We start from the raw sequence: 14,612 nt of genomic DNA on the forward strand, positions 1-14,612 counted from the left end.
ATGACGCGCGCTGCCTTCATACCCGTACCAACCGCCCGGCGAGATCGGCTGCCAGCCGCTTCACATCCGGCCGGGGAACGGCCCCCAGCGTCCCCTCGGGCCCGCACTTCGGCAAGGCTTTGAGCAGGTTCTCGTGGACGACCGGCGTCAGCTCCCCTGCGAACGCCGCCGCCAGCAGCCGCCGGGCGGCGGGAAGGTCGCCGAGCTTGACCAGCAGGGGATCGGGCCGCCGCAGCGCCGAGGGCCAGCCGCCGACGTCGAACGAACCCGCGAGTCTGTCCAGCCCGAGCTCCTGGAGCGGATGGCCGCGCATGTGCGACAGCCGTACGGAAAGAGGGGGATAGCCACCGACGGCCTGCTCGGGACCGCCGAGCTCGGCCACCAGCCAGGACGCCCCCGGCCCGATCATCAGGACCGACCAGGCGTCGGCGAAGACCTCCCGGGCGAACCGCCGGTCGTCGCCCAGCAGGTCGCGGGTCGCCGCCTCCAGGTCCAGGTCGAGCTGCACATGGTGCCCCACCTCGTGGGCCACGAGGCCGAGCCACCACGACTCGAAGGCCGACCACGCCGGCAGGCAGATCGCCGGGATCGGCAACTCCTTCACATAGGAGGCCGCCTCCGCGTCGGCGGGGGCGCGGAGATCGACGGGGACCGACACCCGTGGCGTCGCGAAGGCGTCGAAGCGGTGCTCGACATAGGCGAGAGGCCCGGTGGGAGGGGTCCTGCCGAGAACGGAGAACGGCTGGGCCCAGCAGGAGCGGACCACCTCGTCGGCCGCCGCCAGCACCGGCGCCCACCGGGAGGACAGGCGCTGGTCGTATTTGGCCGAGTACCACTCGAAGATCCGGCGGACCACCAACTGGCATCGGTCCGGCCGCGCGAAATCGTCGGTCGAGAGGTAGGCCGAGCGCACCGCGCGCAGCATCTCGCCGAGCACGGTGCTCAAAACCGGGAAATGTCCCGAGAATCGGTGGAACCGCGAATCGGCCCGCCGTGCCGCGATCCACTCGCCGATCTCGTCGGCGAGCGCGTCGGCCATGGTCAGGGAGCGGTCCAGGCGTCGGCCACGCACGTCAGGACTATATGCTCGACCCGCCCTGCCCCAGCGGGAAGATGCCCCATTCGTGACCTGTTCAACTTAGGTAAGCCTTACCTGGGTGACAAATTGCATTACCCACGAATGCGGGGTTCCGTTTGTCGTGCGGGAAGGAATTACGGCACACTGATGTTGTGAAAAACGTGACCGGGACCAGCGCAGCGGAGACCACGCGGTCTTCCGGCGTGTCCTCGGAACGGGGGACTCGGGCGCGGGTCGCGCGTCTAATCCTCGAACACGGCCCGGTCACCGCCGCCGACCTCGGCGAACGGCTCGGGCTCACCCCGGCCGCCGTCCGGCGGCACCTCGACGCCCTTCTCGCCGAAGGGATGGTCGAGACCCGGCAGGCCCACAAGAAGGGGCAGCGGGGGCGGGGCCGTCCGGCCAAGCTGTTCGGCATCACCGATGCCGGGCGCAGCGCCTTCGAACACGCCTACGACGACCTCGCCGGCAGCGCCCTGCGGTTCCTGGAGGAACGGCTCGGGGCCGCCGCCGTCACCGAGTTCGCCCGTCAGCAGGTCGCCGGGCTGGTCGCCCGGCTGGCGCCCGCCATGCGTGCGACACCCGCCGAGCAGCGGGTGCGGATGCTGGCCGAGGCGCTGTCGGCCGACGGATACGCCGCCTCGTCCACCAAGACGGGCACCGGCGGAGAGCAGCTCTGCCAGCACCACTGCCCGGTCGCCCACGTCGCGGCCGCGTTCCCGCAGTTGTGCGAGGCCGAGACCGAAGCGTTCGGGCGTCTCCTGGGCACGCCCGTCCAGCGGCTGGCGACCATCGCCCACGGAGACGGAATCTGCACCACCCACGTCAGCCCCCACGCGCTGGCGCGAGCCACTCGTATAGAGAGCAAGGAGCCCGGAAGGTGACTGTCACCGACCGCCCGGAGCTGGAAGGCCTCGGGAACTACAAGTTCGGCTGGTCCGACCCCGACGCCGCCGGCGCCGTGGCGCGCCGCGGCCTGAACGAGGACGTCGTGCGGAACATCTCCGCGCTGAAGAACGAACCCGAGTGGATGCTCGACCTGCGTCTGAAGGGGCTGCGCCTGTTCGGCAAGAAGCCCATGCCGACCTGGGGCTCCGACCTCACGGGCATCGACTTCGACAACATCAAGTACTTCGTGCGGTCGACGGAGAAGCAGGCGGCGTCCTGGGACGAACTGCCCGAGGACATCAAGAACACCTACGACAAGCTGGGCATCCCCGAGGCCGAGAAGCAGCGGCTCATCGCGGGCGTCGCGGCCCAGTACGAGTCCGAGGTGGTCTACCACAAGATCCGTGAGGACCTTGAGGAGAAGGGTGTCATCTTCGTCGACACCGACACCGGCCTGCGCGAGCACGAGGAGCTCTTCAAGGAGTACTTCGGCTCGGTGATCCCCGTCGGCGACAACAAGTTCGCCGCGCTGAACACCGCCACCTGGTCGGGCGGCTCCTTCATCTACGTGCCGCCGAACGTCAACGTCGAGATCCCGCTCCAGGCCTACTTCCGGATCAACACCGAGAACATGGGCCAGTTCGAGCGCACGCTGATCATCGTCGACGAGAACAGCTACGTCCACTACGTCGAGGGCTGCACCGCCCCGATCTACTCCAGCGACTCGCTGCACAGCGCGGTCGTGGAGATCGTCGTGAAGAAGGGCGCCCGCTGCCGCTACACGACCATCCAGAACTGGTCGAACAACGTCTACAACCTGGTCACCAAGCGCGCCGTGGCCTACGAGGGCGCGACCATGGAGTGGATCGACGGCAACATCGGCTCCAAGGTCACGATGAAGTACCCGGCCGTCTACCTGATGGGGGAGCACGCCAAGGGCGAGACCCTCTCCATCGCGTTCGCCGGCGAGGGCCAGCACCAGGACGCCGGCGCCAAGATGGTGCACCTGGCGCCCAACACCTCCAGCACGATCATCAGCAAGTCGGTGGCGCGCGGCGGTGGCCGCACCTCCTACCGTGGCCTGGTCCAGATCGAGGAGGGCGCCGCCGGATCGGCCTCCACGGTCAAGTGCGACGCCCTGCTGGTCGACCAGATCAGCCGCTCCGACACCTATCCCTACGTCGACGTCCGCGAGGACGACGTGTCCATGGGCCACGAGGCGACCGTCTCGAAGGTCTCCGAGGACCAGCTCTTCTACCTGATGAGCCGCGGTCTGAACGAGGACGAGGCCATGGCCATGATCGTGCGCGGCTTCGTCGAGCCGATCGCCCGTGAACTTCCCATGGAGTACGCCTTGGAGCTCAACCGTCTGATCGAACTTCAGATGGAAGGAGCGGTGGGCTAACCATGGGGCTTGAGACCAAGCCGCTCGTGACCCTGCACGAGACGGCCTCCTTCGACCTGGCCGACTTCCCCGTCCCGACCGGACGTGAGGAGCAGTGGCGGTTCACGCCGCTGTCGCGGCTGAAGGGCCTCCACGACGGTTCGGCCGTCAACGACGGCAACGACCGCACCGAGGTCCTGACCCCGTCCGGGGTGAGCTACGAGCTGGTCAGCCGGGAAGACCCCCGGATCGGCACGGCGGGCAAGCCGGCCGACCGGGTGGCGGCGCAGGCGTACAACGCGTTCGAGAAGGCCGGTGTCATCACCGTGCCCAAGGAGCTAGTGCCGTCGGAGCCGATCGTCGTCAACGTCCACGGGCAGGGCGGGACCGTCTTCCGCCACCTGCTCGTCGACGTCAAGCCGATGGCCGAGGCGGTCGTCGTGCTCAACTACACGGGCACCGGCGTGCAGGGGGCGAACGTCGAGTTCGTCGTCGGCGACGGCGCCAAGCTCACCGTGGTGTCGAATCAGGACTGGGACCGCGACGCCGTCCAGGTGGCGCAGTACACGACGCTGGTCGGCAGGGACGCCACGTTCAAGTCGGTCGTGGTCACCCTCGGCGGCGACCTGGTGCGGATCTCGCCGCGGGTGGCCTACACGGCTCCCGGCGGGCGGGCCGAGCTGGTCGGGCTCTACTTCGCCGACGCCGGTCAGCACCTGGAGCACCGCCTCCTGGTCGACCACAGCGTGCCCAACTGCGCCTCCGACGTCACCTACAAGGGCGGCCTCCAAGGCGACGACGCCCACACGGTCTGGATCGGCGACGTGATCATCCGCGCCGAGGCCGAGGGCACCGACACCTACGAGCTCAACCGCAACCTGCTGCTGACCGACGGCGCCCGCGCCGACTCGGTGCCGAACCTGGAGATCCTCACCGGCGAGATCGCCGGGGCGGGCCACGCGTCGGCGTCCGGGCGGCTCGACGACGAGCACATGTTCTACCTGCAGGCGCGCGGCATCCCCGCCGACGAGGCCCGCAAGCTGATCGTCCACGGCTTCTTCAACGAGCTGATCCAGCGCATCGAGGTGCCGGAGATCCAGGAGAAGGTGCTGGCCGCCGTCGAGGCGGAGCTCGCGCGATGACGTTCGAGAAGGTCTGCAAGATCGAGGACGTCCCCGACGAGGGCGTCATCGGCGTCGAGGTGGGCGGCACCCCCGTGGCCCTCGTCCGCGAGGGCTCCGAGGTGTACGCCGTGCACGACGTCTGCTCCCACGCCGAGGTGCGCCTCAGCGAGGGGGAGGTCTACGACGGCACGCTGGAATGCTGGCTGCACGGATCGTGTTTCGACATCCGTACCGGCAAACCGACGGGACCGCCCGCGACCAGGCCCGTTCCCACATACCGAGTCAAGATCGAAGGCGACGACGTGTATGTCTCGCTCTCGAAGGAGTCATAACGTGTCCACGCTTGAGATCCGCGACCTGCACGTGTCCGTCGGCGACAAGGAGATCCTCAAGGGGGTCGACCTGGTCGTCCAGGCCGGGAAGACCCACGCCATCATGGGCCCCAACGGGTCCGGCAAGAGCACTCTCGCGTACGCCATCGCCGGCCACCCCAAGTACACGATCACCGGCGGCAGCGTCACCCTCGACGGCGAGGACCTGCTCGACATGACGGTCGACGAGCGCGCCCGCGCCGGGCTGTTCCTGGCGATGCAGTACCCCGTCGAGGTGCCCGGCGTCTCGGTGTCCAACTTCCTGCGCAGCGCCGTCACGGCCGTGTCGGGCGAGGCGCCCAAGCTGCGCCAGTTCGCCAAGGACCTCAAGTCCGGCATGGACAACCTGGCGATCGACTCGGCCTTCGCGACCCGCAACGTCAACGAGGGGTTCTCCGGCGGCGAGAAGAAGCGCCACGAGATCCTCCAGCTGGAGCTGCTGAAGCCGAAGGTCGCCGTCCTCGACGAGACCGACTCGGGCCTCGACGTCGACGCCCTGCGCGTCGTCTCCGAGGGCGTCAACCGCTTCCGCGCCTCGGGTGACACCGGCGTGCTGCTGATCACCCACTACACCCGCATCCTGCGCTACGTGAAGCCCGACTTCGTGCACGTCTTCGCGGCCGGCCGCATCGTCGAAGAGGGCGGTCCCGAGCTCGCCGAGAAGCTGGAGAACGAGGGCTACGAGGCCTACACGAAGGTCAGTTCCTGATGTTCGACGTCGATCTCATCAGAAAGGACTTCCCGGTCCTTTCTCGTGAGCTGCCGGGAGGTCGCTCGCTCGTCTACCTGGACTCCGGCAACTCCTCGCAGAAGCCGAACCAGGTGATCGACACGATGCGCGACCACCTGGCCCACCACTACAGCAATGTCGGCCGCGCCCACCACACGCTGGGCGCGGAGTCGACGGCCGCCTACGAGGACGCCCGCGACGCCGTCGCCGCGTTCGTCAGCGCCCCGTCGCGCGACGAGGTCATCTTCACCAAGAACGCCTCCGAGGCGCTCAATCTGGTCGCGTACGCCTTCGGCAACCCGATCGCCACCGACGAGCGCTTCCGGGTGGGGCCGGGCGACGAGATCGTCGTCAGCGAGATGGAACACCACTCCAACATCGTGCCGTGGCAGCTGCTCGCCCAGCGGACCGGCGCCACGCTGCGCTGGTTCAAGGTGACCGACGAGGGCCGCCTCGACCTCGACGACCTGAACGACCTGGTCAACGAGCGCACCAAGATCGTCTCGATCGTCCACCAGTCCAACGTGCTGGGCACGGTCAACTCGGTCTCGCCGATCCTGGCCCGCGTCCGCGAGGTCGGCGCGCTGATGATGCTCGACGCGTCGCAGTCGGTGCCGCACATGCCGGTCGACGTGACCGAGCTCGGCGTCGACTTCGTCGCCTTCACCGGCCACAAGATGGTCGGCCCCTCGGGCATCGGCGTGCTGTGGGGCCGCCGCGAGCTGCTGGAGGCCATGCCGCCGTTCCTCGGCGGCGGCGAGATGATCGAGGCGGTCTGGATGGACCGCTCGACCTACGCGCCCATCCCGCACAAGTTCGAGGCCGGCACCCCGCCGATCGTCGAGGCCATCGGCCTGGGCGCGGCGGCGAACTACCTGACCGGCATCGGCATGGCCGACGTCCGGGCCCACGAGAAGGAGCTGACGGGCTACGCCCTCGACGCGCTCGGCGAGGTCCCCGGCCTGAAGGTGATCGGCCCGCGCACCAACATCTCCCGGGGCGGCACGATCTCGTTCACCCTGAAGAACCTGTCGGGTGACGACATCCACCCCCACGACGTCGGACAGATCCTCGACGACGCGTTCGGCATCGCCGTCAGGGTCGGTCACCACTGCGCCAGGCCGCTTCACCTGCGGTTCGGCATCCCCGCCACCACCCGTGCGTCGTTGTACCTTTACAACACCACGGACGAGATCGACGCCCTGGCGCGGGGGCTCCACCATGTGCAGAAGGTGTTCGGATGATCGCTGAGTCGATGTACCAGGAACTGATCCTGGAGCACTACAAGCACCCCCAGGGCCGTGGCCTGCGCGACCCGTTCGACGCCGAGGTCCACCACGTCAACCCGACCTGCGGCGACGAGATCACGCTCCGGGTGAAGGTCGACGAGGGCAAGGTCCTCGACGTCTCCTACGAGGGCCAGGGCTGCTCGATCAGCCAGGCCGCCGCCTCGGTGCTGCACGAACTGGCCACCGGCGCCACCGTCGAGGAGAGCCTCGGCGTGGTCGACGAGTTCACCCGGCTGATGCAGGGACGCGGCCAGGTGGAGGCCGACGAGGACGTCCTCGGCGACGCGGTGGCGTTCGCCGGGGTCGCCAAATACCCCGCGCGGGTGAAGTGCGCCCTGTTGTCGTGGATGGCGTACAAGGACGCCGTGGTGAGGAGTGCCTGAGATGAGCAAGCCGACCGAGACCCCGACGGCCGCCCCCTATGAGGGCGACCTGTCCAACGACGAGGTCATGGAGGCCCTCCGTGACGTCGTCGACCCCGAGCTCGGCGTCAACGTCGTCGACCTCGGCCTGATCTACGGCCTCAACCTCGACGCCGCCGGCGAGGGCGAGAAGCCGGTCGCGACCATCGACATGACGCTGACCAGCGCCGCCTGCCCGCTGACCGACGTGATCGAAGACCAGGCCAACTCGGCGCTGGCCGACCTGGTCAGCGGCGTGGTCATCAACTGGGTGTGGCTGCCGCCGTGGGGCCCCGACAAGATCACCGACGACGGCCGTGACCAATTGAGGATGCTCGGCTTCAACGTGTGATCCCCAATGGTGATCCCAGTGACGATCCCGGTGTAAGATACGAGGGTTGACTTCAAAGGCCGTCCGCTTTCGAGGCGGGCGGCCGTCTGCCGCGACTGTGAACCGCGGCGACTGCACACTGCTATGCAGTTTCTCGCGCCGCATGATCGGCGCGTTTATCGGGCGGTGCGCAGAGCTTGCACTCGGCACCTTTGGAAGGGGTGCCCTCCCCCGATGCGGCGGATGCCGCCCCGGATCAACCTGGCTCGTCCTTTCGCAGAAGAGACGCGCCTGCGTGCTGCGGCACGTCCTCTCACCGAAAGGCACGACCACGTGACCATGCTCGACCCGACCATGCCCGCGACCGAGTCCACCGACGAGACCGTCAACGGTTTCGCCGAGCTGGGGCTGCCGCGACCGCTGGTCACCGGGCTTGCCCGTCAGGGCATCGCATCGCCGTTCCCCATCCAGGAAGCCTGCATCCCCGACATCCTGACCGGCCACGACGTGCTCGGCCGCGGCGCGACCGGCTCCGGCAAGACGCTGGCGTTCGGCCTGCCGATGATGGCCCGCATCTCGGGTGAGCGCGCGCTGCCGCGCCGTCCGAAGGCCATCATCCTCGTCCCCACCCGTGAGCTGGCGCTCCAGGTGAACGACGCCCTGGAGCCCCTCGGCCGGGGCCTGTCCCTGCGGATGAAGACCGTCGTCGGCGGCATGTCCATGGGCCGCCAGATCGAGGCGCTGCGCCGCGGCGTCGAGGTCATCGTCGCCACGCCGGGCCGCCTCACCGACCTGATCGAGCAGGGCGAGTGCTCGCTCGAAGACGTCGAGATCAGCATCCTCGACGAGGCCGACCACATGTGTGACCTGGGCTTCTTCCCGGTCGTCAGCGCGCTGCTCGACCAGACCCCCGTCAGCGGCCAGCGCCTGCTGTTCTCGGCCACCCTCGACGGCGACGTCGACCAGCTCGTGCGCCGCTTCCTCGTCGACCCGATCACCCACTCCCTCGCGCCGGCCACCTCGGCGGTCGACACGATGGAACACCACCTCGTCACGGTGAGCTGGCAGGACAAGCCGGCCGTCACCGCCGAGATCGCCAACCGCGAGGGCCGCACCATCCTGTTCGTGCGCACCCAGCACGGCGTCGACCGGGTGGTCAAGCAGCTCGCCCGCGTCGGGGTGAAGGCCGGCGGCCTCCACGGCGGCAAGCGGCAGAACCAGCGCACCCGCATCCTCGGCGAGTTCCGCGAGGGCGGCATCATGGTGCTCGTCTGCACCGACGTCGCCGCGCGCGGCATCCACGTCGACGACGTGTCGCTCGTCCTCCACGTCGACCCGCCGGCCGACCACAAGAGCTACCTGCACCGCGGTGGCCGCACCGCCCGCGCCGGGGAGAAGGGCAGCGTCCTGACGCTGGTCATGCCCAACGAGCGCCGCTCGACCGACTCCATGGCCCGCCGCGCCGGCATCGTGCCGTCGCGTCACCGCGCCGTTCCCGGCGCCCCGGTGCTGGCCGACATCGCCGGGGCGCGTCAGCCCAGCGGCGAGTCGATCCCGGTCTGGGAGCCCGACATCCGCAAGCCGCTCCGCGCCCGCAACGGCGCCGGCCGCGACGAGCGTCCGTCGGGTGGCCGTGGCCGCCGGTTCGAGGGCCGCCGCCGGTTCGAGGGCGAGCGCCCCTACTCCCAGGACGACCGTCCGCGCCGTGAGGGCGACGAGCGTCCCCGCTACAACGGCAACGGCGGCGACCGGCCGCGCCGCGACGGCGACGACCGCGCGCCGCGCCGTGAGTTCGGTCACGCCCCCCGCTTCGCCCACGACGACCGTCCCCGCCGTGAGGACGACCGTCCCCGCCACAACGACGACCGTCCGCGCCGCGACGCCGCCGCCTCGGCGGCCCCGGCCCGGGGTCACTACCGTGACGACCGCGCGCCGCGTGCGTACAACAACGACCGCGCGCCCCGGCCCTACGGCGACCGCGAGCGGCCCGTCCGCGACGACCGCGGCGGCGAGCCCCGCACCTTCGGTGAGGACCGGGCCCGCGGCGGCGCCCGTGGCCGCTCCGGCGGCGGGTTCCGCGGCGGCCGCCCGAGCGGCGGCGGCCGGTTCAACGGTCGCTAAATAGATCCAGAAGACGCCGGTTCCCTTCCAGGGGGCCGGCGTCTTTCTGTTGTGCCACGTCACACGGCCGTTCCTTCCGATGGAACACCTGTGTCACGCCCTAGGTGACAGAGATTCGCCGAACCGACGGGGGCATTCACCATGCGCAACCCACAGGGGCTCCGCGTGCCGATTCACCTGGGCCGCGCCGCCGCCGAACCGCTGCCCGACCAGCTCGCCGGACAGCTCCGCCAGGCCATCGACTCGGGACAGCTCGCGGCGGGGATCCGCATGCCGTCCACACGGACGATGGCCGTGGCGCTCAAGATCTCCCGGGGGGTGGCGCTGACGGCGTACCAGATCCTGCACTCCGAGGGGTACGTCACCAGCCGCCACGGCTCCGGCACCTACGTCGCCGCGCGGGCCCGGCAGACCGAGCGGGCGCCGCTGCGCCCGGCGACCCGCCAGAACCTGGTGGACCTGCGGCCCGACCAGCCGACCGCCGACGCCTTCCCGCTGGCCGAGTGGCGGGCGGCCTGGCGGCGGGCCAGCCACCGCCTGCCCAGCGCGGCCGAGCCGCCGCCCGGCGGGCTGCCGGAGCTGCGCTCGGCCATCGCCGCGCACCTGCGCGACACCCGGGGGCTGGTGCTGGACCGGCACGAGATCGTGGTCACCACCGGCTGCGAGACCGCCCTCCAGCTCGCCCTGCCGCCGGGCCGGCCGGTCGTGGGGATCGAGGACCCGGCGCTGCCTCGCCTCAGAGGGGCCCTGACGGGCCATACGGGTCATGTGGTGCCCGTCCCGGTCAGTTCCACCGGGCCGCAGGTTCCGTCCGGTGTGGACGCTCTGGTGCTCACACCCGACCGGAACGAGCCGTTGGGGTACCGACTGCCGACCGAGCACCGCAAGGCGCTGGCGGCGTGGGCGGCCGACCGGGGGACGTACCTGATCGAACCGGCCTTCGACGGCCTGTTCAACACGAGCCTGAACCCGTACCCGTCGCTGCTGGCGCTGGGCGACCCGGAGACGACGATCATGCTGGGGTCGTTCCGCGAGCTGCTGACGCCGGGGATGCGGCTGGCGTACCTGGTCGTGCCGCGCCGTCTGGCCGACGGGATCCGGGCGCGGGCCTGCGCGGTGCCGGAGACCTGCCAGCGGGCCGCCGCCGACCTGCTGGCCACGGGCGCGCTGACCCGGCGGGTCGACCGGCTGTCGGCGATCTTCGCCCGGCGCCGGTCGATGGTCCGCGGAGCGCTGGCCGGGGTCCGCCGCGACACCAAGGTCATCGGCACCGAGACGGGCGCCACCGCGACGCTGCTGCTGCCCCGGGCGCTCCCGGCGACGGCGCTGGCCGAGCAGCTGCGGGCGCGCGGGGTCCGGGTGGCGACGCTCGCCGGGTTCCACCATCCGGCCGGCCGGGCCGGGAACGGCGTCGTGTTCGGCTTCGGCCACGTGGAGGAGCCGGACCTGCGCCGCGCGCTGCGGATCATGGTCAGAACTCTCTCAGTGTGAGACCCGGAAACCGAGCTCCACTGAAGGGCTGGTCAGCGGGGCGGAGTGGCCCGGGGGCCGACACGGTCTCGCTCAGTGGACGGTGCCGTGATCCGACCGGCAGGCCCCATTAGGCTTGGGCGAGTGACGACGTTCGATGAGCTCTACGACGTGCTGTCCGAGAAGGCCCGCACCCGTCCCGAAGGGTCGGGGACCGTGAAGGCGCTCGACGCCGGGGTCCACTCGATCGGCAAGAAGATCGTCGAGGAGGCCGCCGAGGTCTGGATGGCGGCGGAGTACGAATCGGCCGACCGGACGGCCGAGGAGATCTCGCAGCTTCTCTACCACCTCCAGGTGCTCATGCTGGCCCGCGGGATCGGGCTCGACGAGGTCTACAAGCATCTCTAGGGCACCCCCGGGTGCCCGGACCTCGCTCAAGCCAGCGTCCATCCCGAAAGGTTCCACGCACATGCTCCGCCTTGCCGTACCGAACAAGGGCGTGCTGTCAGAGGCCGCCCAGGTGATCCTGAAAGAGGCGGGCTACCGCCCGCGCAAGGACAGCAAGGAGCTCGTGGTCGTCGACCCCGAGAACTCCGTCGAGCTGTTCTTCCTCCGCCCCCGTGACATCGCCGTGTACGTCGGCGAGGGCACCCTCGACGCCGGCATCACCGGCCGGGACATGCTGATCGACTCCGGTTCGCCGGCCGAGGAGGTCGTGCCCCTGGGGTTCGGCCGCTCGACCTTCCGCTTCGCCGCGCCCACGGGCGTCTTCTCCAACGTCAAGGACCTCAACGGCAAGCGCGTCGCGACCGCCTACGCCGGGCTGCTGACCGGCTACCTGGAGGAGCAGAGCGTCGACGCCCGCGTCATCAAGCTCGACGGCGCGGTCGAGACGGCGATCCGGCTCGGCGTGGCCGACGCCGTCGCCGACGTGGTGGAGACCGGCACCACCCTGCGCAACGTCGGCCTGGAGGTGTTCGGCGACCAGATCGGCACCTCCGAGGCGATCCTGATCAAGCAGGTCGGGGCGCCGGAGAACAACGGCTTCCAGCAGCTCATCCGGCGTCTGCAGGGCGTCCTGGCGGCCCGCGACTACGTGATGATCGACTACGACATCCGGGTCGAGCGCATCGACGAGGCCATCGAGGTCACGCCGGGCATGGAGGGGCCGACGGTCTCGCCGCTGCACCGCGAGGGCTGGGTGGCGGTCCGCGCGATGATCCGCCGCAAGGGACACCAGCAGGTCATGGACAAGCTGTGGGACCTCGGCGCCAAGGCGATCCTGATCACCGACATCTACGCCTGCCGCCTCTGACAGACGGGCCGACCGGCCGGGTCCCTAGTGGCCCGGCCGGTTGGCGACGTGCCTGATCAGGTCGCTGACGTGGACCGTGCCCAGGCAGCGGCCCACCTCGTCGACCACCACGAGGTCGTCGTAGACCCGCTTGGGGTCCTGCCCGGCGACCTGCATGGCCGCTATCGCCGGCGTCGTCTTGGGCACCAGCCGGGCGCTGTCGGCGATCCGGTGGGCGGCCTTCTTGGCGTGCAGGGCGTGGCCGTAGGCGCCCGCCATGTAGAGCAGGAAGCGGCTGCGGTCGATCATCGACTGGGGGCGCTGGTACTCGTCCACCAGGATCACGCTGGAGATCGACGCCTCGGTGCCGAACGCCGAGACGACCTCCTCCGAGGTCGCCGTGATCGGCAGCGTCACCGCGGGCATCAGGAACTCCTGCACCCTGGGCCCGAGGAGATGCGACAGGTTCGGCGAGGTCTCGGTGGCCGGGACCGGCACGTGCACCCGCCCGTCGGCGGGCCGCCAGTCGCCCGGCGCCAGCAGCGGCCCGGTGGCCAGCCTGACCCCCCACGCCCGCACCGCCGCGAGCTGCGCCTCGTCCTGCACGCCCGGCGCCAGGATGTGCGCCGCCACCCCCTTGGCCACGGTGACCAGCGCCTCTGCCACCGCCGCCCGTCGGGCGTCCTTGGGGGCGCGCTCCACCAGCTCGGGGGCGATCAGGATGACGTAGGGCGAGGCGTCGGCCAGCACGTCGAGCGGGAGGTTCCGGACCCCGGCCCCGCCGAAGGCGATCAGATATCCGGCCGCCCGCAGCCCGTCGACCCCGGCCAGCAGCCGCGACCGGCCGGCCGGGTCGAGGTCGCCCTCGATGGTGAGGATGATCTCCCGGGGCCGCCGCCCGGCCAGCCGCATCGCCTCGTGCAGCGGCGCGAGACCGGCCGACCCCGCCGACACGGCGTGGATCGGGATGGGCAGCACGAGGGGCAGCCGCGCGTCGGCGTCGGCGGCGGCGCGGAGCCCCGCGACCGTCCCGGCGACGTCGGACCGTTCCGCGGCGGGGGTGTCCCCGGTGACCTGGATGGCGATCACCCCGCCGGTGTCGAGGTCGACGACCGGGGTGAAGCTGGAGGCGGGCCCGAAGACGCCGGGCGGACCGCCGGTGGGGTCGTGGGGCGCGGCGGCCCACGCCGGCACGTACCCCGACACGTAGCCCGGCACAGTGAAGGGACCGGTCGTCGAGGACTGCTCACCTGGTGGGGTGACCGCGACCGGCGCCGTAAAGGGCGTGGGAACCGACACGGCACGATTCTCTTGCGCGACTCTCACTCATTGATGCAGGTGAATCGAAATTCACCCACATTTCCCCCTATCGACAACCGTGGACGCCTGCCCATATCCCACCCACTACGCTGAGCGCTCATGAGCGCACGCCCGGCCGCCGGGGGCGGACGGTGGGTGTCGATCCCCCCGTCCCGGCTGCCCCGCTGGCTCGACAACTTCGCCGCCCGCCACGGCGGGCCGCCTTCCGCGGAGAGCCACTCCGACCTGGTCGTCTTCACGGCTCCGGACGGCGCGGTGGCGGAGTGCCACGTCCCCTTCGGCCCGCTGGCCGTTCCGGGGGAGGCAGGCGAGGCGTCACCACCTCCTCCGGATGCCGCCGCCTCCGCGCTGATCGCCCACGTCTCACGTGACCGCCGCGTCGCCATTCTTCTCGTGCGGCTCGGGGGTCACGCCGCCGGTGTCTTCGAGGGTGACCGGCTGCTCGCCTCCAAGGTGGGGTCCCGGCTCGTCCACGGGCGCAGCGCCGCCGGGGGGTGGTCGCAACACCGGTTCGCGCGGCGGCGGGAGAAGCAGGCCTACGAGGCCATGGGCGCCGCCGCCGACGTGGCCGCCCGGGTGCTGCTGCCCGCCCTGGACCAGGGGCTCGACGGATTCATCGTGGGGGGAGACAAGAAGGCGATCGACGAACTGCGGGCCGACCGCCGCCTCGCGCCCCTGTTCGCGCTGGAGACCGGGCCCTTCCTGAGTGTCCCCGACCCCCGGCTGGCGGTGCTGGAGAAGACGCCCGAGGAGTTCCGGGCCGTCAGGATCCGGATCGTCGATCCGCCGGAGGTTTAAGGAGTCGGGGATT

The 14,612-nt window shown here is 70.6% G+C and carries 15 protein-coding genes; 13 read left to right on the plus strand and 2 right to left on the minus strand.

What is annotated here, in order from left to right:
* Positions 1-16: 16 nt before the first annotated feature.
* On the minus strand, positions 17-1,072 hold the full coding sequence (locus AW270_RS39470) for a hypothetical protein (RefSeq protein ID WP_169807278.1): 1,056 nt from the start codon (positions 1,070-1,072) through the stop codon (positions 17-19).
* A 209-nt stretch (positions 1,073-1,281) separates the two neighbouring features.
* Here AW270_RS39470 and AW270_RS08325 point away from each other — a divergent pair, with 209 nt between their 5' ends.
* From AW270_RS08325 to hisG, 12 genes are all read left to right on the plus strand, one after another.
* Positions 1,282-1,962 carry a helix-turn-helix transcriptional regulator gene (locus tag AW270_RS08325; protein ID WP_245674623.1) on the plus strand — a complete coding sequence of 227 codons (681 nt, stop codon included), beginning with the start codon at positions 1,282-1,284 and terminating at the stop codon, positions 1,960-1,962.
* Positions 1,959-3,371: a Fe-S cluster assembly protein SufB gene (gene sufB / locus AW270_RS08330; RefSeq protein WP_061292506.1), complete on the plus strand. Its 1,413-nt coding sequence runs from the start codon at positions 1,959-1,961 to the stop codon at positions 3,369-3,371. Before AW270_RS08325 ends, sufB begins: the two co-directional genes overlap by 4 nt.
* A gap of 2 nt (positions 3,372-3,373) precedes the next feature.
* The gene (sufD, locus tag AW270_RS08335) at positions 3,374-4,492 is read left to right on the plus strand and encodes a Fe-S cluster assembly protein SufD (protein WP_061292508.1); all 1,119 of its coding nucleotides are present in this window, start codon (positions 3,374-3,376) and stop codon (positions 4,490-4,492) included.
* On the plus strand, positions 4,489-4,806 hold the full coding sequence (locus AW270_RS08340) for a non-heme iron oxygenase ferredoxin subunit (protein WP_061292509.1): 318 nt from the start codon (positions 4,489-4,491) through the stop codon (positions 4,804-4,806). The genes sufD and AW270_RS08340 overlap by 4 nt, the downstream gene beginning before the upstream one ends.
* 1 nt (position 4,807) lies before the next feature.
* Positions 4,808-5,554, plus strand: a complete 747-nt coding sequence (sufC, locus tag AW270_RS08345; protein WP_061292511.1) for a Fe-S cluster assembly ATPase SufC — start codon at positions 4,808-4,810, stop codon at positions 5,552-5,554.
* Positions 5,554-6,819 carry a cysteine desulfurase gene (locus AW270_RS08350; protein ID WP_061292513.1) on the plus strand — a complete coding sequence of 422 codons (1,266 nt, stop codon included), beginning with the start codon at positions 5,554-5,556 and terminating at the stop codon, positions 6,817-6,819. The genes sufC and AW270_RS08350 overlap by 1 nt, the downstream gene beginning before the upstream one ends.
* Positions 6,816-7,247, plus strand: coding sequence for a Fe-S cluster assembly sulfur transfer protein SufU (sufU, locus tag AW270_RS08355; RefSeq protein ID WP_061292515.1), 432 nt, complete (start codon positions 6,816-6,818; stop codon positions 7,245-7,247). The genes AW270_RS08350 and sufU overlap by 4 nt, the downstream gene beginning before the upstream one ends.
* 1 nt (position 7,248) lies before the next feature.
* Complete coding sequence (locus AW270_RS08360) at positions 7,249-7,617, plus strand: metal-sulfur cluster assembly factor (RefSeq protein WP_061292518.1); 369 nt, start codon at positions 7,249-7,251, stop codon at positions 7,615-7,617.
* Between the two features lie 318 nt (positions 7,618-7,935).
* On the plus strand, positions 7,936-9,717 hold the full coding sequence (locus AW270_RS08365) for a DEAD/DEAH box helicase (protein ID WP_061293462.1): 1,782 nt from the start codon (positions 7,936-7,938) through the stop codon (positions 9,715-9,717).
* A gap of 165 nt (positions 9,718-9,882) precedes the next feature.
* Positions 9,883-11,208, plus strand: coding sequence for an aminotransferase-like domain-containing protein (locus AW270_RS08370; RefSeq protein ID WP_169807279.1), 1,326 nt, complete (start codon positions 9,883-9,885; stop codon positions 11,206-11,208).
* 123 nt (positions 11,209-11,331) lie between these two features.
* Positions 11,332-11,595: a phosphoribosyl-ATP diphosphatase gene (locus AW270_RS08375; RefSeq protein WP_030452281.1), complete on the plus strand. Its 264-nt coding sequence runs from the start codon at positions 11,332-11,334 to the stop codon at positions 11,593-11,595.
* Between the two features lie 61 nt (positions 11,596-11,656).
* Positions 11,657-12,502 carry an ATP phosphoribosyltransferase gene (hisG, locus tag AW270_RS08380; protein ID WP_061292522.1) on the plus strand — a complete coding sequence of 282 codons (846 nt, stop codon included), beginning with the start codon at positions 11,657-11,659 and terminating at the stop codon, positions 12,500-12,502.
* Between the two features lie 24 nt (positions 12,503-12,526).
* On the opposite strand, the gene AW270_RS08385 is transcribed toward hisG, so the two are convergent.
* Positions 12,527-13,780: an EAL domain-containing protein gene (locus AW270_RS08385; RefSeq protein ID WP_245674624.1), complete on the minus strand. Its 1,254-nt coding sequence runs from the start codon at positions 13,778-13,780 to the stop codon at positions 12,527-12,529.
* A gap of 120 nt (positions 13,781-13,900) precedes the next feature.
* Here AW270_RS08385 and AW270_RS08390 point away from each other — a divergent pair, with 120 nt between their 5' ends.
* Positions 13,901-14,599, plus strand: a complete 699-nt coding sequence (locus AW270_RS08390; protein WP_061292524.1) for an acVLRF1 family peptidyl-tRNA hydrolase — start codon at positions 13,901-13,903, stop codon at positions 14,597-14,599.
* Positions 14,600-14,612: the final 13 nt, after the last annotated feature.

This window comes from Herbidospora cretacea, from assembly GCF_001570605.1.
GTDB classification, from domain to species: domain Bacteria; phylum Actinomycetota; class Actinomycetes; order Streptosporangiales; family Streptosporangiaceae; genus Herbidospora; species Herbidospora cretacea.

Excerpts from the sequence above, each read along its gene's own strand:
- sufD (WP_061292508.1), top strand. The coding sequence starts at position 3,374 with ATGGGGCTTGAGACCAAGCCGCTCGTGACCCTGCACGAGACGGCCTCC.
- AW270_RS08340 (WP_061292509.1), top strand. The coding sequence starts at position 4,489 with ATGACGTTCGAGAAGGTCTGCAAGATCGAGGACGTCCCCGACGAGGGC.
- AW270_RS08350 (WP_061292513.1), top strand. The coding sequence starts at position 5,554 with ATGTTCGACGTCGATCTCATCAGAAAGGACTTCCCGGTCCTTTCTCGT.
- sufU (WP_061292515.1), top strand. The coding sequence starts at position 6,816 with ATGATCGCTGAGTCGATGTACCAGGAACTGATCCTGGAGCACTACAAG.
- AW270_RS08360 (WP_061292518.1), top strand. The coding sequence starts at position 7,249 with ATGAGCAAGCCGACCGAGACCCCGACGGCCGCCCCCTATGAGGGCGAC.
- AW270_RS08365 (WP_061293462.1), top strand. The coding sequence starts at position 7,936 with ATGCTCGACCCGACCATGCCCGCGACCGAGTCCACCGACGAGACCGTC.
- hisG (WP_061292522.1), top strand. The coding sequence starts at position 11,657 with ATGCTCCGCCTTGCCGTACCGAACAAGGGCGTGCTGTCAGAGGCCGCC.
- AW270_RS08390 (WP_061292524.1), top strand. The coding sequence starts at position 13,901 with ATGAGCGCACGCCCGGCCGCCGGGGGCGGACGGTGGGTGTCGATCCCC.